The 26,193-nt window shown below is 67.8% G+C and carries 24 protein-coding genes; 13 read left to right on the plus strand and 11 right to left on the minus strand.

What is annotated here, in order from left to right; translation table 11 throughout:
• A partial coding sequence (locus ACTWQJ_RS00005) for a DUF6049 family protein (RefSeq protein WP_443304518.1) occupies positions 1 to 2,101 on the minus strand: 2,101 nt, incomplete at its 3' end.
• Positions 2,102 to 2,370: 269 nt separating this feature from the next.
• Between ACTWQJ_RS00005 and ACTWQJ_RS00010 the strand changes: the two genes are divergently transcribed.
• The gene (locus tag ACTWQJ_RS00010) at positions 2,371 to 3,810 is read left to right on the plus strand and encodes a CCA tRNA nucleotidyltransferase (protein ID WP_443304519.1); all 1,440 of its coding nucleotides are present in this window, start codon (positions 2,371 to 2,373) and stop codon (positions 3,808 to 3,810) included.
• 162 nt (positions 3,811 to 3,972) lie between these two features.
• Here ACTWQJ_RS00010 and ACTWQJ_RS00015 read toward each other — a convergent pair whose 3' ends face one another.
• From ACTWQJ_RS00015 to ACTWQJ_RS00030, 4 genes are all read right to left on the minus strand, one after another.
• Positions 3,973 to 4,485, minus strand: a complete 513-nt coding sequence (locus ACTWQJ_RS00015; protein ID WP_443304520.1) for an LppU/SCO3897 family protein — start codon at positions 4,483 to 4,485, stop codon at positions 3,973 to 3,975.
• Between the two features lie 125 nt (positions 4,486 to 4,610).
• Positions 4,611 to 5,873, minus strand: a complete 1,263-nt coding sequence (locus ACTWQJ_RS00020) for an MFS transporter (protein WP_443304522.1) — start codon at positions 5,871 to 5,873, stop codon at positions 4,611 to 4,613.
• A gap of 77 nt (positions 5,874 to 5,950) precedes the next feature.
• Positions 5,951 to 7,033, minus strand: coding sequence for an inositol-3-phosphate synthase (locus ACTWQJ_RS00025; protein ID WP_385510473.1), 1,083 nt, complete (start codon positions 7,031 to 7,033; stop codon positions 5,951 to 5,953).
• A 45-nt stretch (positions 7,034 to 7,078) separates the two neighbouring features.
• Complete coding sequence (locus tag ACTWQJ_RS00030; RefSeq protein ID WP_443304524.1) at positions 7,079 to 7,762, minus strand: PadR family transcriptional regulator; 684 nt, start codon at positions 7,760 to 7,762, stop codon at positions 7,079 to 7,081.
• An 805-nt stretch (positions 7,763 to 8,567) separates the two neighbouring features.
• Here ACTWQJ_RS00030 and ACTWQJ_RS00035 point away from each other — a divergent pair.
• Positions 8,568 to 10,844: a transglycosylase domain-containing protein gene (locus ACTWQJ_RS00035; RefSeq protein ID WP_443304576.1), complete on the plus strand. Its 2,277-nt coding sequence runs from the start codon at positions 8,568 to 8,570 to the stop codon at positions 10,842 to 10,844.
• Positions 10,845 to 10,942: 98 nt separating this feature from the next.
• Positions 10,943 to 12,451: a glycosyltransferase family 87 protein gene (locus ACTWQJ_RS00040; protein ID WP_443304526.1), complete on the plus strand. Its 1,509-nt coding sequence runs from the start codon at positions 10,943 to 10,945 to the stop codon at positions 12,449 to 12,451.
• Between the two features lie 109 nt (positions 12,452 to 12,560).
• On the opposite strand, the gene ACTWQJ_RS00045 is transcribed toward ACTWQJ_RS00040, so the two are convergent.
• From ACTWQJ_RS00045 to ACTWQJ_RS00055, 3 genes are all read right to left on the minus strand, one after another.
• Positions 12,561 to 13,592 (minus strand): alanine racemase, encoded by a 1,032-nt coding sequence (locus ACTWQJ_RS00045; protein ID WP_443304527.1) that lies wholly within the window; start codon positions 13,590 to 13,592, stop codon positions 12,561 to 12,563.
• Between the two features lie 74 nt (positions 13,593 to 13,666).
• Positions 13,667 to 14,788, minus strand: coding sequence for a peptidoglycan bridge formation glycyltransferase FemX (gene femX / locus ACTWQJ_RS00050; RefSeq protein WP_129798822.1), 1,122 nt, complete (start codon positions 14,786 to 14,788; stop codon positions 13,667 to 13,669).
• Positions 14,789 to 14,962: 174 nt separating this feature from the next.
• Positions 14,963 to 15,274, minus strand: a complete 312-nt coding sequence (locus ACTWQJ_RS00055) for a hypothetical protein (RefSeq protein ID WP_443304528.1) — start codon at positions 15,272 to 15,274, stop codon at positions 14,963 to 14,965.
• 263 nt (positions 15,275 to 15,537) lie between these two features.
• On the opposite strand from ACTWQJ_RS00055, the gene rpsF reads away from it, so the two are divergent.
• The 4 genes from rpsF (at position 15,538) to rplI (ending at position 17,257) form a co-directional block, all read left to right on the plus strand.
• On the plus strand, positions 15,538 to 15,828 hold the full coding sequence (rpsF, locus tag ACTWQJ_RS00060) for a 30S ribosomal protein S6 (protein ID WP_224737695.1): 291 nt from the start codon (positions 15,538 to 15,540) through the stop codon (positions 15,826 to 15,828).
• A 77-nt stretch (positions 15,829 to 15,905) separates the two neighbouring features.
• Positions 15,906 to 16,496: a single-stranded DNA-binding protein gene (locus tag ACTWQJ_RS00065; protein WP_443304529.1), complete on the plus strand. Its 591-nt coding sequence runs from the start codon at positions 15,906 to 15,908 to the stop codon at positions 16,494 to 16,496.
• Positions 16,497 to 16,555: 59 nt separating this feature from the next.
• Positions 16,556 to 16,792, plus strand: a complete 237-nt coding sequence (gene rpsR / locus ACTWQJ_RS00070) for a 30S ribosomal protein S18 (protein WP_003949403.1) — start codon at positions 16,556 to 16,558, stop codon at positions 16,790 to 16,792.
• A gap of 18 nt (positions 16,793 to 16,810) precedes the next feature.
• The gene (gene rplI / locus ACTWQJ_RS00075; RefSeq protein WP_443304530.1) at positions 16,811 to 17,257 is read left to right on the plus strand and encodes a 50S ribosomal protein L9; all 447 of its coding nucleotides are present in this window, start codon (positions 16,811 to 16,813) and stop codon (positions 17,255 to 17,257) included.
• A 161-nt stretch (positions 17,258 to 17,418) separates the two neighbouring features.
• Here rplI and ACTWQJ_RS00080 read toward each other — a convergent pair whose 3' ends face one another.
• Positions 17,419 to 18,756, minus strand: coding sequence for an MATE family efflux transporter (locus tag ACTWQJ_RS00080; protein WP_443304531.1), 1,338 nt, complete (start codon positions 18,754 to 18,756; stop codon positions 17,419 to 17,421).
• 458 nt (positions 18,757 to 19,214) lie between these two features.
• On the opposite strand from ACTWQJ_RS00080, the gene dnaB reads away from it, so the two are divergent.
• The 4 genes from dnaB to ACTWQJ_RS00100 all read left to right on the plus strand — a co-directional run bounded on the left by dnaB (position 19,215) and on the right by ACTWQJ_RS00100 (position 23,374).
• Complete coding sequence (gene dnaB, locus ACTWQJ_RS00085) at positions 19,215 to 20,690, plus strand: replicative DNA helicase (protein ID WP_224739712.1); 1,476 nt, start codon at positions 19,215 to 19,217, stop codon at positions 20,688 to 20,690.
• 267 nt (positions 20,691 to 20,957) lie between these two features.
• Positions 20,958 to 21,389 (plus strand): VOC family protein, encoded by a 432-nt coding sequence (locus tag ACTWQJ_RS00090; RefSeq protein ID WP_443304532.1) that lies wholly within the window; start codon positions 20,958 to 20,960, stop codon positions 21,387 to 21,389.
• A 211-nt stretch (positions 21,390 to 21,600) separates the two neighbouring features.
• Positions 21,601 to 21,828: a LysR family transcriptional regulator gene (locus ACTWQJ_RS00095; protein WP_443304577.1), complete on the plus strand. Its 228-nt coding sequence runs from the start codon at positions 21,601 to 21,603 to the stop codon at positions 21,826 to 21,828.
• Between the two features lie 160 nt (positions 21,829 to 21,988).
• The gene (locus tag ACTWQJ_RS00100; protein WP_443304533.1) at positions 21,989 to 23,374 is read left to right on the plus strand and encodes a serine hydrolase domain-containing protein; all 1,386 of its coding nucleotides are present in this window, start codon (positions 21,989 to 21,991) and stop codon (positions 23,372 to 23,374) included.
• Between the two features lie 59 nt (positions 23,375 to 23,433).
• Here ACTWQJ_RS00100 and ACTWQJ_RS00105 read toward each other — a convergent pair whose 3' ends face one another.
• On the minus strand, positions 23,434 to 23,886 hold the full coding sequence (locus tag ACTWQJ_RS00105) for a GNAT family N-acetyltransferase (RefSeq protein WP_443304534.1): 453 nt from the start codon (positions 23,884 to 23,886) through the stop codon (positions 23,434 to 23,436).
• Between the two features lie 9 nt (positions 23,887 to 23,895).
• Positions 23,896 to 24,354, minus strand: coding sequence for a MarR family winged helix-turn-helix transcriptional regulator (locus ACTWQJ_RS00110; protein WP_443304535.1), 459 nt, complete (start codon positions 24,352 to 24,354; stop codon positions 23,896 to 23,898).
• Between the two features lie 139 nt (positions 24,355 to 24,493).
• Between ACTWQJ_RS00110 and ACTWQJ_RS00115 the strand changes: the two genes are divergently transcribed.
• Positions 24,494 to 25,705, plus strand: coding sequence for an MFS transporter (locus tag ACTWQJ_RS00115; RefSeq protein WP_443304537.1), 1,212 nt, complete (start codon positions 24,494 to 24,496; stop codon positions 25,703 to 25,705).
• Between the two features lie 46 nt (positions 25,706 to 25,751).
• Positions 25,752 to 26,174 (plus strand): GlcG/HbpS family heme-binding protein, encoded by a 423-nt coding sequence (locus ACTWQJ_RS00120; RefSeq protein ID WP_443304538.1) that lies wholly within the window; start codon positions 25,752 to 25,754, stop codon positions 26,172 to 26,174.
• The last annotated feature ends 19 nt before the right edge of the window (positions 26,175 to 26,193 follow it).

A 26,193-nucleotide genomic window follows, 5' to 3' on the forward strand; every position in this document is an offset into this window, starting at 1 on the left:
TGGCCGCGATCTCGGTGACCGTCACTTCTAAGCGGACGGGTGCGCCGTACGCACGGCCGTCCTCCGTGAACAGCTGGGCGTACACGGTCACCCGGCCGTTGGCGTTGGCGGACGTGGGGAACTTCACGGACTGGCTGTGGCCGCCGGAGACGGCGACGGACTGCTCGGCATAGGCCTTGCCGCCGATCTCGAGGCGGGTCGGACTGGTCGAGGTCAGCCGCAGGACCAGGTTGTCGACGCCCTGGACCAGGTTGTTCTGCACGGTCACCGGGATCGTGGCGCTGCGGCCGGAGAGTTTGGTCTCCGACTTGTCGATCAGCGTGACCCCTTCGGACAGGTCGTCGAGATACGACTCCACGCCGTCGCGGTAACCCTGCGCCTCGGTGGCCAGGCCGCGCCACGACGTGGACATCTCGCGGTTTATGGCCCGCCCGAAGGGGGTCACCACCCGGGACTGCTGGGTGAGGATCACCTTGAAGCTGTCGAGCTTGTCCTGCGTCTGCGCGATCTGTTCGAAGGCCGAGCGGGGCAGTTCCTGCTTGCGCAGCGAGGACGGGTAATCGGAGGTCGACGGCACGTTCGTGGTGGCGCCGGGGTCCGGCTTGGCCATGGCGGCCGCGGTGAGCTCCTGGGCCTCCGTCCAGGTGCCGGCCTGCAGGGCCGTGACCGCTTCGGCCATGGCCCGGGCCTGGCTGGCGGTCGGCATGCGCTGCGGGGCGATGACGATGCTGCGCTGCTGATTCGTCTGGAGGTTGAGGGCGAGGCTCTGGGCGAGGAACTTCTGTACGGCCAGTGTGTTGGCGGACGCCTTGGTCAGGTCGCCCTGGAAAGCCGTCGACAGCCGCGCGTCCGCGACCACCGCCGTGGTGCCGCCGCCGATGGGGCGGGCCGCGGAGGGCGTGTACGGCAGGCCGCCGGTCTCCTCCAGGCTGTCGCTGCGGGCGATCACCTTGTCGGCGCCGGCGGAGGTGGCGACCTTGGCGATCGACGGGTCCACGGCGCCGTCCACGGGCCAGGCGAAGTCGGTGCTCGGTGTCACGTGGAGCACGGTCTTCACCGTGATGGCGGCGACGTCGGTGGCCGCCTTGAACTGGCTCAATGAGCTGGTGACGTCCGTGCCGTTGTGGGCAAGGGAGGCGAGGTCCGGGTCGGCGAAGGGCAGGGCGACGACCTCCTTGTCCGCCACCGCCTTCTGCAGGTCGGCCAGCCACTGCTTCGCGACCGCCTGGTGGGTGCCCGCCGTGGTGGCCTCGCCCTCGCCCTGAACCCGGTAGCCGCGCGTCATCGCGTCGACGGAGGCCAGGAGGTCCGGGTCGATCACCCAGGTGACGTCGAGGTCCTTGCCCAGCGACACCAGCTGCTCCAGACGGCCGCCCGGGGCGATCTCCTTGGCGAGGTCGTCGTTGAGGAAGACCGGCGTCTGCTGCTCGTTCGAGCCCGTCTCGGCCGTCATGTGGGCGGTGGACACCAGCGGCCACAGGACCGTGGTCTTCGTCCTCGGGTCCGCTTCGTCGGGCTGCCACGGCAGGAACGTCCGCTCGATGCCCAGCACCTGCTCCCAGGGCTGCGCGGCCGTCTCGCCGGACAGCGAGACGCCGAGCTGGTAGACACCGCTACCGCCCAGGTCCATGTCGTCGACCGGTACGGAGATACTGAAGCGCTCGCCGACGCCCGGAGTCAGCTTGGCGAACTCCTGCGTGAACGAGCCGCCGATCGCTGTGCCGTCGGCGCCCGGTACGTACCCGGTGCGCTTGGCAGCGGTGTCGATCGCGGAGCGGGTGGTCAGCTCGGGGCCCACACGCAGGTCCACATGTGCGTCGGTGACCGCCTGCTTGCCGTTGTTGGTCACTGTGCCGGAGACGGTCAGCGTGTCGCCCTCGGTGGGTGCGCTGGGGCTGAGCGAATCGAGGGCGACGGTCACTGTGCGGGAGCCGGAGGCAGCCCGCGCGGAGGTCTGTCCGGCGGCGTCCGCGGCAGGGGCGGCGGGGAGCTGGAGCAGGCCTGCCAGCAGGGGCGCACTGGCCAGCAGCGCCGCGGTGCGCCTCATCCACCGGCGGGCAGGTGAGGGACTCGTCCCCTGGAAGTCTGCCGCCTCGGCCACGCGCTAGCCCGTCCCTCGTCGTCGTCAGTGGTCGTCGGAATGTGCGTCCACGCATGGTAACGATGCGCGCTGAGGGGAAGTGCCGCGGACTGCTCCACAGGATCGGGGAAGGCGGGGCCGCGTCCCGTATGTGCGCGTATAAATGCGCGTATCAAGAGGAACGCCTGCGTACGTCGTGAGGGCTGACCTTGTGCCCGTATCGACGGTGGTGTTCGCGTGCGATCAATCGAGGCGCTCGCGGTCGTCCGGGCCACGTACCCTCTTCTGTTGTGCCGAACGCCAACGATGACACCAGTGCCCTGAGCCAGGTGCGGCACCGCGCGGTGAGTGAGCCGCTGCGGGTCGCCCCGGTCGCCGACGACCTCGCCCGCCGCTTCCAGGACGCGGGATTCTCACTTGCCCTGGTCGGCGGCTCGGTCCGGGATGCGCTGCTGGGCCGACTCGGCAACGACCTGGACTTCACGACCGACGCCCGCCCCGAGGACGTTCTGAAGATCGTGCGGCCATGGGCGGACTCCGTGTGGGACGTGGGCATCGCCTTCGGCACGGTCGGTGCCCAGAAGGACGGCTTCCAGATCGAGGTGACCACCTACCGGTCTGAGGCGTACGACCGGACGTCGCGCAAGCCCGAGGTGTCGTACGGCGACTCCATCGAGGAGGACCTCGTCCGGCGTGACTTCACCGTGAACGCGATGGCCGTCGCGCTCCCGGAGAACAAGTTCATCGATCCGTACGGCGGGCGGGACGATCTGGCGGCGCGGGTCCTGCGCACTCCGGGCACGCCCGAGGAGTCCTTCTCGGACGACCCGCTTCGGATGATGCGGGCGGCCCGTTTCGCGGCCCAGCTCGATTTCGAGGTGGCCCCCGAGGTCGTCGCGGCGATGAAGGAGATGGCCGGGCGCATCGAGATCGTCTCGGCCGAGCGGGTGCGGGACGAGCTGAACAAGCTGATCCTCTCCGCCCACCCGCGCAAGGGTCTGGCTCTGCTGGTCGACACCGGGCTCGCCGATCATGTGCTGCCCGAGCTGCCGGCGCTGCGGCTGGAGCGTGACGAGCACCACCGCCACAAGGACGTCTACGACCACACCCTGATCGTCCTGGAGCAGGCGATCGCGCTGGAGGAGAACGGCCCGGACCTGACCCTCCGCCTGGCCGCGCTGCTGCACGACATCGGCAAGCCGCGGACGCGCCGTTTCGAGAAGGACGGCCGGGTCTCGTTCCACCACCACGAGGTGGTCGGGGCGAAGATGACCAAGAAGCGCATGACGGCCCTGAAGTACTCCAACGAACTGGTGAAGGATGTCTCGCGTCTGGTCGAGCTCCACCTCCGCTTCCACGGCTACGGGACCGGGGAGTGGACCGACTCCGCGGTCCGACGTTACGTAAGGGACGCGGGGCACCTCCTCGACCGTCTCCACAAGCTGACCCGCTCGGACTGCACGACGCGGAACAAGCGCAAGGCGGCGGCGCTGTCGCGGGCGTACGACGGCCTGGAGGAGCGGATCGCCCAGTTGCAGGAGCAGGAGGAACTGGACGCCATCCGGCCCGACCTCGACGGCAACCAGATCATGGAGATCCTGGGCATCAAGCCTGGTCCTGCGGTGGGTCGCGCCTACAAGCACATGCTGGAACTGCGCCTGGAGAACGGGCCCATGGAGCACGATGCGGCTGTTGCGGCGCTCAAGGAGTGGTGGGCCGCGCAGGGCTGAGGCTGTGAAACGGGGTCTTGTTTCACGTGAAACATGACCCCGCAGCCTTGTGGAGAAGCCCTACGGGAAACGGCGCCGCATCGTGGTGTTGATGCGGCGCCGTGCGGCAGTCCCGACCATGTTTCACGTGAAACATGGTTCCGTGGAACCGGCTGCTTCAGATCAGACCTCAGTGAGGCACAGGAGGAATTCTTCCCCGTCGCCCGTCTCGGCGTAGAAACCAGTGGCTTCGTCGACCTTACGGCACTCGGTCTCGGCGGTGAGCTCCGTGTAGTGGCCGGGGACCTTCTTGAGGACCTTGACCTCGGCCTCCGAGGAGGTGCAGTCCACGACCTCCATGCGGTCCGAGGACGACGATGCGGACTTGAGGCAGTCGCCCACCGCGGCCTGATCGGCGTCATCCCGGCTAGCGATCCAACCGCCGATGACTGCGGTCAGGACGGCGATGACGATGACGACGTTCTTGATCGTCTTGAAGCTGAACCGGCGTCGGGGCTGCTCCGGCGGGACCGGGGCATACGGTGCCCCCTGCTGGGGGAAGCCGGGCTGGCCGGGCTGCTGGGGGTAGCCGCCCTGCGGCGGGTACGGGGCCTGGGGCTGGCCCTGCGCGTAGGGGTTCTGGCCTTGCGGCTGGCCCTGCGCGAACGGGTTGCCCTGGGGCGGCGGAGTTGTCACTTGGGGGTCCCCCTAGAACGTAGGTGTGCGGCGCGCAGCAGGCGCGCGCATAAGACCCACGTAAGTTATCGGGCCCCACTGACAACTCCGCAGTCGGGAGTGACTCTGTGGCACTGGTGTGACACTTACCGGCGTTCAAAGCGGGCCATAGCCACTGCAACCGCCCCGTAGAGCGCAGCCACCGTGAGTACCAGGTGCACCGAGCGCCCGTCCGGCGGCAGCATCAGCGCGGCAACACCGGCGGCGCCGACGAAGGCGATGTTGAACAGGACGTCGTAGAGGGAGAAGATCCGGCCGCGGAAGCCGTCGTCGACCGACGACTGCACGATCGTGTCCGTGGAGATCTTCGCGCCCTGCGTGGTGAGGCCCAGGACGAAGGCCGCGACCAGGACGGGCGCGGTGGCGAACGGGAGGCCGAGGGCGGGCTCCAGGACGGCGGCGGATGCCGCGCAGACCACGATCCAGCGTCCAGGGCCGAGCCGTCCCGCGGCCCAGGGGGTCAGCACGGCCGCCGCGAAGAAGCCGGCGCCGGAGATTCCCACCGCCAGCCCCAGCAGGGCGAGTCCGTCGTCCGTGTTCGTGGTCAGGGCGTACCGGCAGAGCATCAGCAGCATGACCGTCAGGGCGCCGTAGCAGAACCGCATCAGCGTCATCGACGCAAGCGCCCAGGCGGCGTCCCGGCGTATCGGCGCGGCGAGATGACGTACTCCGGCCACGAGGTCACGGGCGGTTCCGGAGAGCGCCGCCGCCAGACGTGGCTGCACCAGATCACGGTCCGGACCCAGCAGATCCCGGGCGATACGCAGGGAGGCCAATGCCGAGCACAGATACAGCACGGCGCCCAGCAGCACCACCACGGTGTCCGAGTCCGCGATCAGCAGCCGTACGACGAAGGCGAGGCCGCCGCCCGCGGTCGCGGCGAGGGTACCGGCCGTCGGGGACAGGGAGTTGGCCATGACCAGGCGGTCCTCGTCGACCACGCGGGGCAGCGCGGCGGACAGGCCCGCGAGGACGAAGCGGTTGACGGCGGTGACGCACAGGGCGGAGACGTAGAAGAGCCAGTCCGGGACGTGGCTGAGCATCAGCACCGCCGTCGCCGACGCCAGCAGGGCGCGCAGCAGGTTGCCGTACAGAAAGACCTGCCGACGACGCCAGCGGTCCAGCAGAACGCCGGCGAAGGGGCCCACCAGGGAGTACGGGAGGAGCAGCACCGCCATGGCCGAGGCGATCGCGGCGGCCGAGGTCTGCTCCTCCGGGGAGAAGACGACGTAGGTCGCAAGCCCGACCTGGTAGACGCCGTCGGCGCCCTGGGAGAGAAGCCGTACGGCGAGCAGGCGCCGGAAGTCCCGGAATCGGAGCAGGACGCGCAGATCGCGCACGACGGCCATGGGCACAGCCTCACATACGGGGAGGGTCCCCAGGGCAGTGCCCCGGGGACCCTCAATCCACCGTGAAAGGAGTCGACTTAGCGCTCGACTTCGCCCTTGATGAACTTCTCGACGTTCTCGCGGGCCTCGTCGTCGAAGTACTGGACCGGCGGGGACTTCATGAAGTAGCTCGACGCGGAGAGGATCGGGCCGCCGATGCCGCGGTCCTTGGCGATCTTCGCGGCGCGCAGGGCGTCGATGATGACACCGGCGGAGTTCGGGGAGTCCCAGACCTCCAGCTTGTACTCCAGGTTCAGCGGAACGTCACCGAAGGCGCGGCCCTCGAGGCGGACGTACGCCCACTTGCGGTCGTCGAGCCAGGCGACGTAGTCGGACGGGCCGATGTGGACGTTCTTCTCGCCGAGGTCCCGGTCGGGGATCTGCGAGGTGACGGCCTGCGTCTTGGAGATCTTCTTGGACTCCAGGCGCTCGCGCTCGAGCATGTTCTTGAAGTCCATGTTGCCGCCGACGTTCAGCTGCATCGTGCGGTCCAGGATGACGCCCCGGTCCTCGAACAGCTTCGCCATGACGCGGTGCGTGATCGTGGCGCCCACCTGCGACTTGATGTCGTCGCCGACGATCGGCACGCCGGCCTCGGTGAACTTGTCCGCCCACTCCTTGGTGCCGGCGATGAAGACCGGGAGGGCGTTGACGAAGGCGACCTTGGCGTCGATGGCGCACTGGGCGTAGTACTTCGCCGCGTCCTCGGAGCCGACGGGCAGGTAGCAGACGAGGACGTCGACCTGCTTGTCCTTGAGGACCTGGACGATGTCGACCGGGGCCTCGGAGGACTCCTCGATGGTCTCGCGGTAGTACTTGCCGAGACCGTCGAGGGTGTGGCCGCGCTGGACGGTCACACCGGTGTTCGGCACGTCGCAGATCTTGATGGTGTTGTTCTCGGAGGCGCCGATGGCGTCCGCGAGGTCGAGGCCGACCTTCTTCGCGTCGACATCGAACGCGGCGACGAACTCCACGTCACGAACGTGGTAGTCACCGAACTGGACATGCATCAGGCCGGGGACCTTGGACGCCGGGTCGGCGTCCTTGTAGTACTCGACTCCCTGCACCAGCGACGCGGCGCAGTTGCCGACGCCGACGATGGCTACGCGAACCGAACCCATTCCGGTTGCTCCCTGTGTGTACTCGGTGAGGCCCTGACGGGAACCTCACATGGCGGTGTCGTCGGGCGAATCCGGCCGGGAGGTGTCCCCGGGCCGGGGCAGGTCGCCCGACGCTCCAGATGTGGTGTCCTGCTGAGCGGGCCCCCCGGTGGCGGAACCACGAAGGTCCCGCCCGGCCCGCTCGCTCTCGATGAGCTCGTTCAGCCAGCGCACTTCGCGCTCCACGGACTCCATTCCGTGGCGCTGGAGCTCAAGGGTGTAGTCGTCGAGGCGCTCCCGGGTGCGGGCCAGGGAGGTCCGCATCTTCTCCAGCCGCTCCTCCAGCCGGCTGCGGCGGCCCTCCAGTACGCGCATGCGTACGTCACGGGAGGTCTGGCCGAAGAAGGCGAACCGGGCGGCGAAGTGCTCGTCCTCGTACGCGTCGGGGCCCGTCTGCGCGAGCAGCTGCTCGAAGTGCTCCTTACCTTCCGCCGTCAGCCGATAGACGATCTTGGCGCGGCGTCCGGTCAGTGGGGCGGCGAGGGCGTCCTCGGATGTGTTCCCCGGTTCCTCGATCAACCAGCCGTTGGCGACCAGCGTCTTGAGGCAGGGATAGAGCGTTCCGTAGCTGAACGCACGGAACACGCCCAGTGACGTATTGAGTCGTTTGCGCAGCTCGTAGCCGTGCATCGGTGATTCGCGGAGCAGGCCGAGTACGGCGAACTCGAGGATCCCGGAACGCCGGCTCATCGTCGCCCCCTCTCTGCTGCGGTCGGACCGGCACGGTCTTTATGCCGTGCTGATGTATCGACTCGATACATCAGAACGATAGAGCGCCCCTCCTGATGCGACAAGAGGGGGAATCGTGAACGGCGTCACATCACTGATTCGTAGGAAGCAAGTTGTCTGTTTTGGGGTGAACTTCTGGCTAGGTGGGTTTTGGTGCTGCGTAGTCTGTGCGGCATGCACACCACCGGGAACCGAGTTGCGTCTGGGGGCGTCCTCGTCCTCGGTGGAGTACGGGTGAATGCGAAACCGACCGCATCCGTACTTCGGGGGGACCGGAAACCAGCCGCCGTTTCCAGGCGCGCCAGGGTGCGCCTGCCCTAGGAGTAGTCGTTCGATGAGCGAGCACCGTCGCAAACCGCCGCAGCCGCAGGGAGGCGGACGTGCCGCGGCCCGACGCGGCCAGTCCGGTGCGTCCTCCGGCCGCCGTGCGGCACCGCGAGGCGCCACCGGGTCCCCATCCGACTCTTACGGGTCGGGTTCCCCCGGGCCGGGAGGCGAGGAGCGGCCGTTCGGCGGCCGCGCCGAGGCCCGGCGTGCGGCACAGAGAAGTGTTGGTGGCCGCCGCAGAGCGGCGGACCCCGGCCGGAGTGGCCGGCGGGCCGTCCCCGGCGGCCCGAACGGGCCGGGGCGTGGGCGCGCGGCGGCCTCCGGCAGAAAACGGCTCGTCGACTATCCGCGGGCGGGACGGTACGGCTGGCGCCGCTGGGTGCCGTCCTGGAAGCTCGTCTCCGGACTGTGCCTTGCCTTCTTCGGCAGCCTGGTGGCCGTGGCTGGCATCGGATACGCCATGGTGGGCGTGCCGAACGTCGCGGACACCGCGAAGGCGCAGAACAACGTCTACTACTGGGCGGACGGCACCGAGATGGTGGCGACGGGCGGCGAGACGAACCGGCAGATCATCAACCTGTCGCAGATCCCGAAGGAGATGCAGAACGCCGTCATCTCCCAGGAGAACAAGACCTTCCCGACCGACAGCGGTATCGACCCGAAGGGCATCGCCCGAGCCGTGTTCAACATGGCCCGGGGCGGCGATACGCAGGGTGGCTCGACCATCACCCAGCAGTACGTGAAGAACGCGATGCTGGACGACCAGTCGCAGACGATCACGCGTAAGTTCAAGGAGCTGTTCGTCTCCATCAAGGTGGGCGCCTCGATGGACAAGGACGACATCATGGCGGGCTACCTGAACTCTGCCTACTACGGCCGCAACGCCTACGGGATCCAGGCCGCCGCGCGCGCGTACTTCAACAAGGACGCCATCAAGCTGAACGCCGGCGAGTGCGCGTTCCTGGCGGCCACACTCAAGGGCGCCACGTACTACGATCCGGCGGGCGCGAAGTCCATCGACCCGGTCGGTGCCACCCCCGAGGCCAACAAGAAGCGGGCCCTGCGCCAGATGCAGGACACCCTGGACAAGATGGTCGAGTACGGCCACCTGGACGCCGCGGAGCGCGCCAAGTACACGAAGCTTCCCAAGGTCCAGAACCCACGCTTCAACACCGCGCTGAGCGGCCAGATCGGCTACCTCGTCGACCTGGCCAACGCCTACCTCATCAACAACAGCGACACGACCGGCGTCACCGAGCGGAAGCTGCGGGAGGGCGGCCTCTCGATCAAAACGACCTTCGACAAGAACAAGGTCGATGAGCTCGAGAAGGCAGTCAAGAAGGTCCAGAAGGCCAACATCAAGCCCAAGGAGCGTCCCGACACGGACACCCACGTCCAGTTCGGCGGGGCCTCGGTGAATCCAGACACCGGAGCCATCGAGGCTATCTACGGCGGTGAGGACGCGACCAAGCACTTCACCAACAACGCCGACGAAACCGGCGCCCAGGTCGGTTCGACGTTCAAGCCGTTCGTGCTCGCGGCGGCGATGAAGTGGGGCGTGCGCGATCCGGATCTGGGTCCGACGCAGGCTCAGGACGAGCGCACCGTCGTCTCCCCGAAGAGCCTGTACAGCGGCAAGAACAAGCTCAAGATCAAGGACTACGACGGGTCGGTCTGGCAGAACGAGAAGGGTGAGGAGTGGCTGCAGGTCAACGACGGTGACAAGTCGGAGGGCAGCCCGCCGAACTACCAGATCGACCTCCGTGAGGCGATGCAGTTCTCGGTGAACTCCGCCTTCGTACAGCTCGGCATGGACGTCGGTCTGGACAAGGTGAAGGAGGCCGCTGTCGACGCGGGCGTGCTGGAGAGCAGTCTGGCCGGCACCGACTACCCGTCGTTCTCCCTCGGCATCTCCAAGCCCAGTGCGATCCGCATGGCGAGCTCCTACGCCACCTTCGCGTCGAGCGGCAAGCAGCGTGATCCGTTCTCTGTCACGGAGGTCACGAGCAAGGACGGCCCGGTCTTCGAGCACGAAGCCAAGACCGAGCGGGCCTTCAGCTCGCAGGTGGCCGACAACGTCACTGACGTCCTGAAGACCGTGGTCGAGGACGGTACGGGTACCAACGCCCAGCTGACGGGTCGTGAGGTGGCCGGTAAGACCGGTACCACCGACGGCAACAAGTCGGCCTGGTTCGTCGGCTACACCCCGCAGCTGTCGACCGCGATCAACATGTTCCGGTATCCCGACGACGAGACCATCAAGAACCGCACGTTCCTGGAGATGTACGGAACGGGTGACCAGGAGTCGATTCACGGTGCCTCGTTCCCGGCGGAGATCTGGCACGACTACATGGAGCAGGCGCTGAAGGGCGAGAAGGCCGAGAAGTTCCCGACCCCCGAGCCCATCGGCAAGGTGGTCAACGACGTTCCGTCCCCGACCCCCACTCCCACGGTCACCGAGACCAAGGAGGAGGAGGAGAGCCCGACGCCGACCCCGACGCCCAGCGAGTCGCTGATCACTCCCACACCCTCGGTGACGGAGACCTGCGGCTTCTTCGGCTGCGAGGACCCCAATGGGGGCACCGACAACGGCGGTACCGACACCGGAGGCACGGATGGCGGTGTGACCGTCTCACCATCGCCCACGGATACGAGCGGGGAGAACGGCAACAACGGCAACAACAACGGTGGCAGCCTCTTCGGCGGGACCGGTTAGCAGCCGTATCGGCCGACAAGGGTGTTTCACGTGAAACAAGGGCCGCCGCACCCCCAGGTGCGGCGGCCCTCGGCGTACTCCTGGGCGCGTACGGCAGGATGTGCCCCATGCCCAGTGCAGAAACGACGCAAGCGAGCGCGCATGAGCCGGACCAGGTGCGGCCCACCACGGCCGACGAGGTCGCCGCGAGCGGCAGTGAGCTGATCGGCGGCCCCATCGGGCGGCGCGCCCTGCTCGGGACGTCCTGGTGGACGCCCGTACGGGTGATCGCTCTCGTGGCGATCGGGATGTTCGTCCTCGGACTGGTCCAGAAGGCGCCCTGCTACAACGGCGGCTGGTTCTTCGGCGCCAGTTCGCAGTACACGCACGCCTGCTACTCGGACATTCCGCACCTCTACAACGGGCGCGGTTTCGCCGATGGGCTCGTGCCGTACTTCGACAAGCTCCCCGGCGACATGGAGTACCTCGAGTACCCGGTGCTGACCGGTGTGTTCATGGAGGTGGCCGCCTGGCTCACGCCCGGCAGCGGCAGCATCCAGGACCAGGAGCAGTGGTACTGGATGGCCAACGCCGGGATGCTGATGGCCTGTGCGGCCGTCATCGCCGTGTGCGTGACCCGGACGCACGCCCGGCGCCCCTGGGACGGCCTGCTGGTCGCCCTGGCGCCCGCCTTCGCGCTGACCGCCACCATCAACTGGGACCTGCTGGCGGTCGCCCTGACGGCCGCGGCGATGCTGATGTGGTCCAGGGGCCGCTCCCTCGCCTTCGGCGTCCTCCTGGGGCTCGCCACGGCCGCCAAGCTCTATCCCGTCTTCCTGCTGGGACCTCTGTTCGTGCTGTGCTGGCGCGCCGGCAAATGGAGGGACTTCGGCAAGGCACTGGGAGGCGCTGCCGTCGCCTGGCTGGTGGTCAACGGGCCGGTGATGCTCTTCGCCTTCGAGGGTTGGTCGAAGTTCTACACGTTCAGCCAGGAACGGGGCGTCGACTTCGGGTCCTTCTGGCTGATCATGGCCCAGAACTCCAGCGACCCGCTCAGCACCGAGACCGTCAACACCCTCGCCACGCTCCTGATGCTGCTGTGCTGCGTCGGCATCGCCGTGCTCACGTTCACCGCGCCGCGCCGCCCCCGGTTCGCCCAGCTCGCCTTCCTGATCGTCGCGGCGTTCATCCTCACCAACAAGGTCTACTCGCCGCAGTACGTCCTGTGGCTGGTCCCCCTGGCCGCGCTGGCCCGGCCCAAGTGGCGGGACTTCCTGATCTGGCAGGCGTGCGAAGTCGCGTACTTCCTGGGGATCTGGCTGTACCTCGCGTACACGACCAGCGGTGACGCCCACAAGGGGCTGCCGACCGACGGCTACCACTGGGCGATCGGAGTGCACCTGCTGGGGACGCTGTACCTGTGCGTCATCGTGGTGCGCGACATCCTCATGCCGGACCGGGACGTGGTGCGCCGGGCCGGCGACGACGACCCCTCGGGCGGTGTGCTCGACCGTGCGGCGGACGTCTTCGTGCTCGGCCCGGCGGCCCATCCGCCGCAGCACGCGGCCCACTTCGAGGGGCCGCAGGTGGAGTGGGGCAGCGGGAAGGCGACCGGCGGTTCGCTCTGAGCGAACGGCCTCCCCGAGGTGTCGTAGGCCGCGTGACCGGCCATGTGAAAGGCCGTACACGGAGATTCCGTGTACGGCCTTCTGGCTGTCGTGGGCGGGTCGGCCGCCGTCAGCGGTCCATGAGCCGGTCGAACTGCGTGGTGGTGTGCCGCAGATGGGCCACCAGCTCGTCGCCGACCTTCGGTTCGGGGGCGTCAGACGGCACGAACAGGATGGACACCTGCATGTGCGGCGGCTCCGCGAACCAGCGCTGCTTACCGCCCCATACAAAGGGCGAAAGATTCCGGTTGACCGTGGCGAGGCCGGCCCGGGCGACGCCCTTGGCGCGCGGCATGACGCCGTGCAGCGCCTTCGGGGCCTCCAGGCCCACCCCGTGCGACGTACCGCCCGCCACGACCACCAGAAAGCCGTCGGAGGCCGCCTTCTGCTGCCGGTAGCCGAAGCGGTCGCCCTTGGTGACGCGGGTGACGTCCAGGACCGCGCCGCGGTACTCGGTGGCCTCGTGGTCCCCCAGCCACAGTCGCGTGCCGATACGGGCGCGGAAGCGGGTCTGCGGGAACTGCTGCTGCAGCCGCGCGAGTTCGTCCGCCTTGAGGTGGCTGACGAACATCGTGTGCAGCGGCAACCGGGCCGCACGCAGGCGGTCCATCCAGCCGATGACCTCCTCGACGGCGTCCGAGCCGTCGGTGCGGTCCAGCGGCAGGTGGATCGCGAAGCCCTCGAGACGGACGTTCTCGATGGCGGCGTGCAGCTGCGGCAGATCCCGCTCGCTGATGCCGTGCCGCTTCATCGAGGACATCACCTCGATGACCACGCGGGCGCCCACGAGGCCGTACACGCCGTCCACCGACGACACCGAGCGGATGACCCGGTCGGGCAGCGGCACCGGCTCCTCGCCGCGCCGGTACGGCGTCAGCACCAGCAGATCACCGCCGAACCAGTCCTTGATGCGCGCGGCTTCGTACGTCGTGCCGACGGCGAGGATGTCCGCGCCCAGCCGCGTGGCCTCCTCTGCCAGCCGCTCGTGCCCGAACCCGTAGCCGTTGCCCTTGCAGACCGGGACGAGCCCCGGGAACTGCTCCTGCACGTGCTTGTGGTGCGCCCGCCAGCGCGCGGTGTCGACGTAGAGCGTGAGCGCCATGGCCGGACCTGGAACCTTTCTCGTGGCTGCGGTGTATCAGAGGTGTGGAAGCTATCGAAGCAAACGTCCGGGGCTCAGCGGCGCGACATGTAGATGTCGAGCGCCTTGTGGAGCAGCTTGTTCAGCGGGAAGTCCCACTCGCCGAGGTATTCGGCGGCCTGCCCGCCCGTGCCGACCTTGAACTGGATCAGGCCGAAGAGGTGGTCGGTCTCGTCCAGCGAGTCGGAGATGCCGCGCAGGTCGTAGACGGTGGCACCGAGCGCGTAGGCGTCGCGCAGCATCCGCCACTGCATCGCGTTCGAGGGCCGGACCTCACGGCCGATGTTGTCGGAGGCACCGTAGGAGTACCAGACGTGCCCGCCGACGATCAGCATCGTCGCTGCCGACAGGTTCACGCCGTTGTGACGGGCGAAGTACAGCCGCATGCGGTTGGGGTCCTCGGTGTTGAGGGCCGTCCACATGCGCTGGAAGTACGACAGCGGGCGCGGCCGGAAGTGGTCGCGCACGGCCGTGATCTCGTACAGCCGCTGCCACTCCTCGAGGTCGTGGTAACCGCCCTGGACGACCTCGACACCCGCCTTCTCGGCCTTCTTGATGTTGCGGCGCCACAGCTGGTTGAAGTTCTTGTGCACCTCTTCCAGGGAGCGGTTCGCCAGCGGCACCTGGAAGACATAACGAGGCTGTACGTCGCCGAAGCCGGCGCCCCCGTCCTCACCCTGCTGCCAGCCCATGCGGCGCAACTTGTCGGCGACCTCGAAGGCGCGTGGCTCGATGAAGTCGGCCTCGATGTCACGCAGGCGCTTGACGTCGGGGTTCTGGATGCCCTGCTTGATGGACGAGGCCTCCCAGCGCCGGATGATCACCGGCGGGCCCATCTTCACGGAAAAGGCGCCCTGCTGCTTGAGGTGTGCCAGCATCGGCTGAATCCAGTCGTCGAGATTCGGCGCGAACCAGTTGATGACCGGACCCTCGGGGAGATAGGCGAGGTAGCGCTTGATCTTGGGAAGCTGGCGATAGAGAACCAGGCCCGCACCGACCAGCTCGCCGGTCCGCTCGTCGAACCAGCCGAGGTTCTCCGAGCGCCATTCCGCTTTGACGTCCGCCCAGGCCGGGACCTGCATGTGACTCGCCGACGGCAGGCTCTGGATATAGGCCAGATGCTGCTCGCGACTGATGGTCCTCAGGGTCAGGCTCATTCGGGGCGCTCCTCGGGCTGGTGTGTCCCCATGGGTACAGGGGCTCCGGCTCTCGCGCCGAAGCCTACTGCGCCCTGCGAGCGCCCCGACTGGGCACACGGGACTTCGCCCCGGCCTGTTGCGGCCGGGGCGGTGATCAGCGTGCCCCGAGGGGCTCTGTGCGGTGTCGGCCGGTCAGAAGAGGCCGCCGAAGAGGCCACCATGGGCCATGCCCAGGAAGAAGCCGATGGCCGAGGCGCCGAGGCCCAGGAGCAGTCCGAAGCGTTCGCGGGTCGTTTCCGAGATCCACTGGCCGTACGCGCCGGTGATGATCCCCACCAGACCGGTCCACGAGCTCAGCAGATGCAGGCTGTGGAACATCGCCGTGATGAAGGAGACCGCTCCGAGTACCAGGGTCACCGCGAGCAGGGCGTCCTGGACGGGGTGGGGCCTGTCGTCCGTGGCGAAAAGGGATCCGGCGGTGTTGGGTCGCAATGCCTGTGCCATGGGGCACCTCCTGCGGAAGGCGGCGCATCGTAGCGCCATACACACCCGATGTGTACAGATTGACGGTCCTCACGGCCGGATTTCAACCGGAAGCCGGTGTGCGGGTACTCTGTACCCTCTGCACCGGTGTCTGCCCAGGCCGCGGCCGGGAAGCCCGATAGGGCCCCCGATTGTCAGTGGCGGCCGATACCGTTGCGTACGCATCACAACCCTCCTGCCACGGAACGACCGTGGCCGCTGAGTCCAAAGGAGGTGGGTTCCACATGCGTCACTACGAGGTGATGGTCATCCTCGACCCCGATCTCGAGGAGCGCTCTGTCTCCCCGCTGATCGAGAACTTCCTTTCTGTCGTCCGTGACGGTGGCGGAAAGGTCGAGAAGGTCGACACCTGGGGCCGTCGTCGTCTCGCGTACGAGATCAAGAAGAAGCCCGAGGGTATCTACTCGGTCATCGACCTGCAGGCCGACCCTGCGGTCGTCAAGGAGCTCGACCGCCAGATGAACCTGAACGAGTCGGTCCTCCGGACCAAGGTCCTCCGTCCCGAGACCCACTGAGCTCTTCCGCTCAGCTGATCTCGGGATTCGAGTAGCAGCACAAGCAGCCAGCAGCACACCCGCCGAGAGGTTCCCCCATGGCAGGCGAGACCGTCATCACGGTCGTCGGCAATCTTGTCGATGACCCCGAGCTGCGCTTCACCCCGTCCGGTGCGGCGGTCGCGAAGTTCCGTGTCGCGTCCACCCCCCGCACCTTCGACCGCCAGACGAATGAGTGGAAGGACGGCGAAAGCCTCTTCCTGACCTGCTCGGTCTGGCGTCAGGCGGCGGAGAACGTCGCCGAGTCGCTCCAGCGAGGCATGCGCGTTGTGGTGCAGGGCCGGCTGAAGCAGCGGTCCTACGAGGACCGTGAGGGTGTCAAGCGCACGGTCTTCGAGCTGGACGTCGAGGAAGTCGGCCCCAGCCTGCGCAACGCCACGGCCAAGGTCACCAAGACCACCGGTCGCGGTGGCCAGGGCGGTTACGGCGGCGGTGGCGGCCAGCAAGGCGGCGGCTGGGGCGGTGGCCCCGGCGGCGGCCAGCAGGGCGGCGGCGCTCCTGCCGAAGACCCGTGGGCGACCGGCGCTCCCGCCGGTGGCCAGCAGGGCGGCGGCTGGGGCGGTGGCTCCGGCGGCAGCGGCGGCAGCGGCGGCAGCGGCGGCGGCTACTCGGACGAGCCCCCCTTCTGAGCCGTACGGCTTCAAGGGCGGGTCGTACCCAAACTTCTTGATCACACAGGAGAAACACCATGGCGAAGCCGCCTGTGCGCAAGCCGAAGAAGAAGGTCTGCGCTTTCTGCAAGGACAAGGTCACGTACGTGGACTACAAGGACACGAACATGCTGCGGAAGTTCATTTCCGACCGCGGCAAGATCCGTGCCCGCCGCGTGACCGGCAACTGCACGCAGCACCAGCGTGATGTCGCCACGGCCGTCAAGAACAGCCGTGAGATGGCGCTGCTGCCCTACACCTCCACTGCGCGCTAAGGGAAGGGTGACCAACACATGAAGATCATCCTCACCCACGAGGTCTCCGGCCTCGGCGCCGCGGGCGACGTCGTTGACGTCAAGGACGGTTACGCTCGCAACTACCTCATCCCGCGGAAGTTCGCTATCCGCTGGACCAAGGGTGGCGAGAAGGACGTCGAGCAGATCCGTCGTGCTCGCAAGATCCACGAGATCCAGACCATTGAGCAGGCCAACCAGGTCAAGGCCCAGCTCGAGGGTGTGAAGGTCCGTCTGGCCGTCCGCTCCGGCGAGGCCGGCCGTCTCTTCGGTTCCGTCACCCCGGCCGACATCGCCTCGGCGATCAAGGCTGCCGGCGGCCCCGAGGTCGACAAGCGTCGTATCGAGCTCGGCTCTCCGATCAAGACGCTGGGCGCCCACGAGACGTCCGTGCGCCTGCACCCCGAGGTGGCCGCCAAGGTCAACGTCGAGGTCATCGCTGCGTAAGCGCTGCGCTCGCTGAAGCAGTCAGTGGGGCCGCATCCTCTGGGGTGCGGCCCCACTGGTGTGTCCGGGGGCATGGCGGCGTGTTTCACGTGAAACACCGTCAAACGCTGCTGTGTTTCACGTGAAACCGAGCAGAACGGGCGCGTCTCCTCGCGACTCGCTCAGCGCGTGGCGCCCGTGACGAGCCAGCGTCCCGAGCGGGTGCGGATCCACAGCGTGAGCATCCGAATCGTCATCATCAGCGTCATGGCGATCCAGAGCGCGGTGAGCCCGCCGCCGAGGGTGGGGACGATGAGCGCCACGGGCGTGAAGGCGGCCAGGGTGAGGAGCATTGCCCAGGCGAGGTAAGGCCCGTCGCCAGCGCCCATGAGGACGCCGTCCAAGACGAAAACCACGCCGCAGAGCGGCTGGGAGAGCGCCACCACCAGCAGGGCGGGGAGTGCGGCGTCCTTCACGGCGGAGTCGCTCGTGAACAGGGGGAGGAAGGCCGGGCGGCTCACCACGACCAGGACGCCGAGTGCGAGGCCGGCCACGATGCCCCACTGCACCATGCGGCGGCAGACGTCGCGGGCTCCCTGGGCATCATTGGCACCGAGATAGCGTCCGATGATGGCTTGTCCGGCGATCGCGATGGCATCGAGCGCGAAGGCAAGCAGGCTCCACAGGGACAGGATGATCTGGTGCGCAGCGATATCGGCGTCACCGAGGCGAGCCGCGACGGCCGTGGCGATCATCAGGATCGCCCGCAGTGAGAGAGTGCGGACCAGCAGCGGTACGCCGGCCTGTGCGGAGGCCTTGATCCCGGCGGCGTCGGGACGCAGCGAGGCGCCGTGCCTTCGGGCCCCGCGGACGACAACCACGAGATAGACAGCGGCCATGCCCCACTGAGCGATCACGGTGCCCCAGGCGGAGCCCGCGATGCCAAGGTCGGCGCCGTAGACGAGGCCCACGTTGAGAACGGCGTTGGCGACGAAGCCCGCGACGGCGACATAGAGCGGTGTCCTGGTGTCCTGCAGGCCACGCAGGACACCGGTCGCGGCGAGTACGACAAGCATCGCGGGTATGCCGAGGGCCGAGATCCGCAGATAGGTGGTCGCGTACGGGGCCGCCGTGTCGGAGGCGCCGAAAAGTTCCACGAGGAACGGGGCCACGGGCAGGACGATGGCGATGACACCGGCGCCGAGCAGCAATGCCAGCCAGATGCCGTCCATGCCCTGGCGGATGGCTGCAGGGAGTTCGCCTGCACCCACACGCCGGGCCACGGCCGCCGTAGTGGCGTATGCGAGGAAGACGAAGATGCTGACCGCGGTGGTGAGAAGGGCGGAGGCGACGCCGAGTCCGGCGAGCTGCGCCGTACCGAGGTGGCCGACGATAGCGCTGTCGGCGAGTACGAAGAGGGGCTCGGCGACCAGTGCGCCGAAGGCGGGGACGGCCAGCGAGATGATCTCTCGATCGTGCCGACGTCGGACGGCCTTGGGGGGCGCGGGAGCCTGTGTCATGAGCACCAATCTAATCGTCCACAGGTAAGAGATGCAAAGCAATAGAGCCCCTTACTTTCCGTCTCGCGGTGTGCGCTGTCGTACACAGTTCGAAGCGATCTTGGGCCGACTGGGAAAGTTTTTCTTCTGCACAGCCGGTGGATGGGAAAGGTGCAGGTCAAAGTAGGTCCTTGGCGTCGACTGGGAGCTTGTTCACAGGGCTGTCCACCGCATCGTGCACAGGTTTCGGGGAGTTCTCCACAGCATCGGGGCCGTCGTCCACATGGCCTGTGGATAACCAGATTGGCTGCCGGTGTCCGGGGGCCTAACGTGGTCCGGCGCTCACTCCGTCCGCCGGCTGGAAAATCGGCACAAAACAGACACGGGCAGAACCGGAGTTGGGCCTCTCATTTGTCAGTGCCATGCCGTAGAAAGAGGGCATGGCGAGGTCCGCTCGGCGGACGGGAGGAGGTGGCTCGGTGAGCATTTCCGAGCCCTTGGACGACCCGTGGGCCGACAGCGGTCCCAGTGATCGTCTGCCCTCCCGCCGCCGCGGCGACGGTGGCCCCGGGCGCGATGAGCAGCATGAGCGGGGCCGGGACAACGGGGCGTGGGACGGCGGAGGTTCGTCCTTCGAAAGGGTCCCGCCGCAGGACCTCAACGCCGAACAGTCCGTCCTGGGCGGCATGCTTCTGTCCAAGGACGCCATCGCCGACGTCGTCGAGATCCTCAAGGGCCATGACTTCTACAAGCCCGCCCACGAGACGATCTACCAGGCGATCCTCGACATCTATGCGAAGGGCGAGCCGGCCGACCCGATCACGATCGCTGCGGAGCTCACCAAGCGCGGCGAGATCAACAAGGTCGGCGGCGCATCGTATCTGCACAGCCTCGTGCAGACGGTGCCGACGGCCGCGAACGCCGAGTACTACGCGGAGATCGTCCACGAGCGTGCCGTGCTGCGCCGTCTCGTCGAGGCCGGCACCCGCATCACTCAGATGGGATATGCGGCCGACGACGACGTCGATGAGATCGTCAACCGTGCTCAGGCCGAGATCTACGCGGTCACGGAGCAGCGCACGAGCGAGGACTATCTGCCGCTCGGCGACATCATGGAGGGTGCGCTCGACGAGATCGAGGCGATCGGCTCACGCACCGGCGAGATGACCGGGGTGCCCACGGGGTTCACCGACTTCGACTCGCTCACCAACGGCCTGCACCCGGGCCAGATGATCGTCATCGCCGCGCGTCCCGCGATGGGCAAGTCGACGCTTGCGCTGGACTTCGCGCGGGCCGCATCGATCAAGCACAACCTGCCCAGCGTCATCTTCTCTCTCGAGATGGGACGCAACGAGATTGCGATGCGCCTGCTGTCCGCCGAAGCCCGCGTCGCGCTGCACCACATGCGATCCGGCACGATGACCGACGAGGACTGGACGCGTCTGGCCCGCCGGATGCCGGATGTCTCCGCGGCCCCCCTCTACATCGACGACTCCCCGAACCTGTCGATGATGGAGATCCGTGCCAAGTGCCGTCGCCTCAAGCAGCGCAACGACCTCAGGCTGGTCGTCATCGACTACCTCCAGCTGATGCAGTCCGGTGGTTCCAAGCGCGCCGAAAGCCGTCAGCAGGAGGTGTCGGACATGTCCCGAAACCTCAAGCTCCTGGCCAAGGAGCTGGAGATTCCCGTCATCGCGCTCTCCCAGCTGAACCGTGGCCCCGAGCAGCGCACCGACAAGAAGCCGATGGTCTCGGACCTGCGTGAGTCCGGCTCCATCGAGCAGGACGCCGACATGGTCATCCTGCTGCACCGCGAGGACGCCTACGAGAAGGAGTCGCCGCGCGCCGGCGAGGCCGACCTGATCGTGGCCAAGCACCGAAACGGTCCGACCGCGACGATCACGGTCGCGTTCCAGGGCCACTACTCGAGGTTCGTGGACATGGCGCAGACCTGATCCGGTGGCCTGTAGGTCTCAGATCCCGTGTCCTTTTCTCACCGGGGATGTCCACCGCGTGTCCAATAGGACATGGAGGTGAGAATCTTGCCCCTTGATATCCCTTCTCGTGTTAATTAGCGCCTGTCTCAGGTGATCTGGCCCGATTCGCTCGTCGTCTCAGGCGGTCTGGTCCGTTGGCGCTACTCATGTCACGCGAGGCCTCGACCCGCGCGGCGATGACACCCCAGGGTCTCGCTGAACAGCACGCGTCACTATGGTGGACCGATGGCGTCGATCAAGCAGTTCCAAGTCACCTTCGACTGCGCAGAACCGGAGCGCGTCGCTCGTTTCTGGTGCGAGGTGTTGGGGTATGTCGTACCGCCGCCGGAGGGGTTTGCCAGTTGGGACGATTTCGATCGCTCTCTGCCGCCTGAGCGTCAGGGTTCAGCGTTCGCCTGCATTGATCCCTCAGGTGCGGGCCCGCGACTGTTCTTCCAGCGCGTTCCCGAAGGCAAGGTCGTCAAGAATCGGCTGCATCTTGACGTGCGGGTCGGCACCGGGCTCGTGGGTGAAGAGCGCCTCGCCACACTCGAGGCCGAGTGCGCACGACTGGTCGCGCTCGGCGCGGTACGCGTGCGACTACTGCGTGCCGATGGCGTCTACGAGTCGTGCATCGTGATGCAGGACATCGAGGGCAACGAGTTCTGTCTCGACTGAGGGGCCGCGAACGTGTCCTCGTTCTGTCCCCATGGGCCAAGACGAAGAACCGCCCCGACCGGTCAGGGCGCTGTGGCGCAGATCGCCGGATCAGGCGCTCGGGACGGGTGAGCCGTCCGGCCGGTTCGACAGATTGCGACAAGTTCGATGAGACGGACCCGGCGGTCTGTGTCTCACTGAATCTGGCGCACCGCAGCCCAGCGGCGACGCTCTGCGCCAGGTCGGATGCGAGAGGACACCCACCCTCACCGAAGCAGCCCGAGACCTCGGCATCCACCAGTCGACCCTGGCGATCCAGATCAACCGCCTCGAAGCGGACCTCGGACAGCCCCTCTTCGAACGAGCCGAACGCGGCACGGCCATGAAACTGACCCGATTCGGGAAACGCGTCGCCTCAGCCGCCCAGAAGATCCCGGCTGAGGAAATGACACGACGGTGAGATGAAACACCCCGGCAAAGCCGTGAGACAACTGGAAACCCCAGGTCACGGCGTCGGGATATGCCACGAGCCGCGAGATCCCACATGGCCGCCGCGGCGGCACGGACGGCCTGACGGAAATGCGCTCGACGTGCGCCGTCCGGCCGGATGGACTGTGGGCATGACGACAATTCAGGAAGAGCTGCTCCCGGGCACACGCCGGGCGCTGCTGCACCGCATCGCCGTGGCCCAGTCCGAAGGGCGTTCTCCGTCGTTGGTCGCAGCGGTCGTGCGAGACGGGCGGACCGTGTGGCACGGTGCGCGGACGTCGGTGGACGGACACGCGCCGGACGAGAACGTGCAGTATCGGATCGGCTCGATCACCAAGACGTTCACCGCGGTGCTCGTGCTGCGTCTGCGCGACGAGGGCCTGCTCGATCTCGGCGACCGGCTGGAGAAGCATGTGCCCGGCACCGGTGCGGGCGAGGCCACCATCGCCGAACTGCTGGCGCACACCAGTGGTCTGGCCGCCGAATCACCCGCCCCGTGGTGGGAGCGCAGCCCGGGGTCGCTGCGTCCGGAGCTGGCCGATGTGCTCGGCGATGATCCTTTCCTGCATCCGATCGGGCGCCGGTTCCACTACTCGAACCCCGGCTACACGCTGTTGGGTGCCCTGGTTGAGCAGCTGCGCGGGGCTTCCTGGGAGGAGGTACTCCGGCGCGAAGTGCTCGAACCCCTGGGCCTCAACCGAACGAGCGCACAGCCGTCGGCCCCGCACGCGGGCGGCTGGGCGGTGCATCCCTGGGCCGATGTGCTGCTGCCGGAGCCTGCAGAGGATCTCGGTCGGATGGCCCCGGCCGGTCAACTCTGGTCCACTACGGGAGACTTGGCCAGATTCGCGGTCTTCCTGGCGCAGGGCGACGATCGGGTGCTGAACGCGGAGACTGTAAGGGAGATGCGGATGCCCGCCGCGCCGGCAGAGGCCGCTGATGTCGCGGATGGGGTCACCTACGGGCTCGGGCTCCAGATCCAGCACCGTGACGGGCGTCAGCTCATCGGCCACTCCGGGTCGCTGCCGGGCTTCCTGGCGAACCTCACCATCAGCGTGGCGGACGACGTCGCGGCGGTGGCGCTGGCCAACTGCACCTCCGGTCCGCTGTTGGCCGCCGTGGGTGCGGACCTCGTGCGTATCGTGGCCGAGGCAGAACCGCGGATTCCCGAACCATGGCGCCCGCTGACGGACGTCGACGCTTCCGTCCTGGAGTTGGCGGGGCAGTGGTACTGGGGGACTTACGCGTTTGCCCTGCGGCTGACCGGCGACGGAGGTGTGTCGCTGGAGCCACTGTCCGGCAACGGCCGCCGTTCGCGCTTCCGGGCCAATGGTGACGGCACCTGGACGGGCCTGGAGGGCTACTACGCCGGAGAACTTCTGCGTGCCGTGCGCCGTCCGGACGGGTCCGTGAGTCATCTGGACCTCGGTTCGTTCGTGTTCACGCGTCAGCCGTACGACGAGAACGCGGAAGTGCCGGGCGGAGTGGACCCGGAGGGGTGGCGGGGGATCAGGTAGCGTCACCGTCCCGCGACATGAGGAGGGCTGCGTTTCACGTGAAACACAGCCCTCGTTCGTTAGAGCGCGAGCTTGAAGCCCACGTGGGACGCCGTGAATCCGAGCCGCTCGTAGAAGCGGTGGGCGTCCGTACGTGAGGAGTCGGAGGTCAGTTGTACCAACTGGCAGTTCTGGTTCCGGGATTCATCGATAGCCCACTGAATGAGCTGGGTGCCCAGCCCGCTGCCGCGCTCATCGGCATGAATCCGTACACCTTCGATGATCGACCTGGTGGCGCCGCGCCGGGACAGCCCGGGAATGATCGTGAGCTGGAGCGTGCCGACCACGCGGCCCTCGCGAACAGCGACCATCAGATGCTGGTTCGGGTCCGCGCTGAGCCGCTCCAGCGCCGCGAGGTACGGGGCCAGGTCGTCCGGTGACTCGCGCTGGGCGCCCAGTGGGTCGTCCGCGAGCATGCCGACGATTGCGGGGATGTCGTCGGCGACCGCGGCTCGTATCTCAAGATCTCCCATGGCTGCACCCTATGCGGGCACCTTCACCGACTCCACAACCCGGACCAGCGGGGCAAGTTCGGGGTTCTTGGCGGCCTCGTCGAGCGCCTCACGCAGGGCCGCGTCGTTGGTCGGCCGCGCCTCCTCCAGCAGCTTCAGGCCCGCTTCGGTGACGTTGGTGTAGATGCCCCGGCGGTCGGTGGGGCACAGGTAGCGCTCCAGCAGACCGCGGTCCTCGAGCCGGGTGACCAGGCGCGTGGTGGCGCTCTGGCTGAGGACGACCGCGTCCGCGACCTGCTTCATCTGCAGGTGCCCGCCGTCGCCGTCGTGCTGTCGGCTGAGCACGTCGAGCAGGGAGTACTCGCGCACGCTGAGGCCGTGCTGGGCCTGCAGGGCGCGCTCGATGTGCGTCTCGATCCTCCCGTGCAGCAGGGAGAGGGCGCACCAGCCCTGCGCGAGGGCGGTGAGTGCGGGGTCCGTCGCTGTCATTGGGGTCCTCCGTTCCGGAGCGGCTGGAATCAAGGATAGAGCAGGGCCGCAATAGCCCGCGGTTGCATATAGCCAGCGTCTGCAACTATTGTGGACGCACGTTAAGCGCTCCTGCAATCTATGGGAAGGTGTACCCCCCATGCCTCTCGCGCTTCTGGCCCTCGCGATCGGGGCCTTCGGAATCGGCACGACCGAATTCGTGATCATGGGCTTGCTGCCCGAGGTCGCGGCCGACTTCGGGGTCTCCATCCCGACCGCCGGCTTCCTCGTGACCGGCTATGCGCTCGGTGTGATGTTCGGCGCCCCGCTGATGACCGTGCTCGGCACGAAGGTCTCCCGCAAGCGGATGCTGATGGTGTTGATGGGCCTGTTCATCGTCGGCAACGTGCTCTCCGCCATCGCTCCCGTCTTCGGGCTGATGCTCGTCGGCCGTGTGGTCGCCTCCCTCGCCCACGGTGCCTTCTTCGGTATCGGCTCGGTTGTCGCGGCCGAGCTGGTCGCCCCTGACAAGAAGGCCGGAGCCATCGCGATGATGTTCACGGGTCTGACCGTCGCCAATGTCGTGGGCGTCCCACTGGGCACGCTCGTCGGGCAGTCCGTCGGCTGGCGGGTCACCTTCGCCATCGTGGCCGTGCTGGGCGTCGTCGGTCTGGCCGGCATCGCCAAGCTCGTCCCGGAGATGCCCAAGCCCGAGGGCGTGCATCTGCGCCACGAGCTGGCTGCCTTCAAGAACGTCCAGGTCCTGCTCGCCATGGCGATGACCGTCCTCGGCTTCGGTGGAGTCTTCGCGGCCATCACCTACATCGCGCCGATGATGACCCACGTCGCCGGCTTCGCCGACGGCTCCGTCACTTGGCTGCTGGTCCTCTTCGGCCTCGGCATGGTCGGCGGCAACTTCGTCGGCGGCAGGTTCGCCGACCGCGCCCTGATGCCCATGCTGTACGTCTCCCTGGGTGCCCTGGCCGTCGTGCTCGCGCTCTTCACGGTGACGGCACACGACAAGATCCTGTCGGCCGTGACCATCGCGCTGATCGGTGCCCTGGGTTTCGCCACCGTCCCGCCGCTGCAGAAGCGCGTCCTCGACCAGGCGCACGGCGCTCCCACCCTGGCCTCCGCGGTGAACATCGGCGCGTTCAACCTCGGCAACGCCCTCGCCGCCTGGCTCGGCGGCCTCGTCATCGCGGCCGGTCTCGACTACACCGCCCCCAACTGGGTCGGCGCCGTCCTCGCCGCGGCCGCTCTGGTCCTCGCCTTCCTCTCGGCCGCTCTGGAGCGCCGCGAGAGCACCACCCCCAGTGCCGTGGTGGCGTCCGGTGCACCCACCGAGCAGCGGGCCGCCGTCCACCACTGACCCGCCGAACCCCCTCGCCAGTCATACCCGCAAGGAGAAGTCCCGCATGACCACGTCCACCGCCGTCGCGCCCCTGACCATCCAGGACGCCGAGATCCTCGTCACCGCGGCCCATCGCGCCGCCGAGGCCGCCGCAGCGACCGTCAGCGTCACCGTCCTGGACGCCGGCGGCCACCTGCTCGCGTTCCGGCGCGACGACCGGGCCGTGCTGATCTCCGGCGAGACCAGCACCCGCAAGGCGTACACGGCCCTCCAACTGAACGCGCCGACCGCCGACCTCGTCGACGCGGTCAAGCCCGACGGGCCCTTCCACTCCCTGCCCACCGCGCTCGACCGCCCGCTGCTGTTCATCGCGGGCGGCCTGCCGATCCACCGCGACGGGCGGCTGATCGGTGCGATCGGCGTCGGCGGGGGCGCACCGGATCAGGACCACGGCTTCGCCACGGCCGCCGTGGAGGCACTCGCCTGACCTGGCCCCGATCAGGGGG

Origin of the sequence: Streptomyces sp. KR55 (assembly GCF_052245645.1) — a bacterium.
In the GTDB taxonomy this organism is placed as follows: Bacteria; Actinomycetota; Actinomycetes; order Streptomycetales; family Streptomycetaceae; genus Streptomyces; species Streptomyces flavusporus.

Coding starts and splice junctions, on each gene's coding strand:
- femX (WP_129798822.1), bottom strand. CDS start 14,788: ATGAGCCTGACCCTGAGGACCATCAGTCGCGAGCAGCATCTGGCCTAT.
- ACTWQJ_RS00065 (WP_443304529.1), top strand. CDS start 15,906: ATGGCAGGCGAGACCGTCATCACGGTCGTCGGCAATCTTGTCGATGAC.
- ACTWQJ_RS00045 (WP_443304527.1), bottom strand. CDS start 13,592: ATGGCGCTCACGCTCTACGTCGACACCGCGCGCTGGCGGGCGCACCAC.
- ACTWQJ_RS00040 (WP_443304526.1), top strand. CDS start 10,943: ATGTGCCCCATGCCCAGTGCAGAAACGACGCAAGCGAGCGCGCATGAG.
- ACTWQJ_RS00110 (WP_443304535.1), bottom strand. CDS start 24,354: ATGACAGCGACGGACCCCGCACTCACCGCCCTCGCGCAGGGCTGGTGC.
- ACTWQJ_RS00030 (WP_443304524.1), bottom strand. CDS start 7,762: ATGAGCCGGCGTTCCGGGATCCTCGAGTTCGCCGTACTCGGCCTGCTC.
- ACTWQJ_RS00025 (WP_385510473.1), bottom strand. CDS start 7,033: ATGGGTTCGGTTCGCGTAGCCATCGTCGGCGTCGGCAACTGCGCCGCG.
- ACTWQJ_RS00020 (WP_443304522.1), bottom strand. CDS start 5,873: ATGGCCGTCGTGCGCGATCTGCGCGTCCTGCTCCGATTCCGGGACTTC.
- rplI (WP_443304530.1), top strand. CDS start 16,811: ATGAAGATCATCCTCACCCACGAGGTCTCCGGCCTCGGCGCCGCGGGC.
- ACTWQJ_RS00100 (WP_443304533.1), top strand. CDS start 21,989: ATGACGACAATTCAGGAAGAGCTGCTCCCGGGCACACGCCGGGCGCTG.
- ACTWQJ_RS00090 (WP_443304532.1), top strand. CDS start 20,958: ATGGCGTCGATCAAGCAGTTCCAAGTCACCTTCGACTGCGCAGAACCG.
- ACTWQJ_RS00080 (WP_443304531.1), bottom strand. CDS start 18,756: ATGACACAGGCTCCCGCGCCCCCCAAGGCCGTCCGACGTCGGCACGAT.
- ACTWQJ_RS00105 (WP_443304534.1), bottom strand. CDS start 23,886: ATGGGAGATCTTGAGATACGAGCCGCGGTCGCCGACGACATCCCCGCA.
- rpsR (WP_003949403.1), top strand. CDS start 16,556: ATGGCGAAGCCGCCTGTGCGCAAGCCGAAGAAGAAGGTCTGCGCTTTC.
- ACTWQJ_RS00055 (WP_443304528.1), bottom strand. CDS start 15,274: ATGGCACAGGCATTGCGACCCAACACCGCCGGATCCCTTTTCGCCACG.
- ACTWQJ_RS00115 (WP_443304537.1), top strand. CDS start 24,494: ATGCCTCTCGCGCTTCTGGCCCTCGCGATCGGGGCCTTCGGAATCGGC.
- rpsF (WP_224737695.1), top strand. CDS start 15,538: ATGCGTCACTACGAGGTGATGGTCATCCTCGACCCCGATCTCGAGGAG.
- ACTWQJ_RS00120 (WP_443304538.1), top strand. CDS start 25,752: ATGACCACGTCCACCGCCGTCGCGCCCCTGACCATCCAGGACGCCGAG.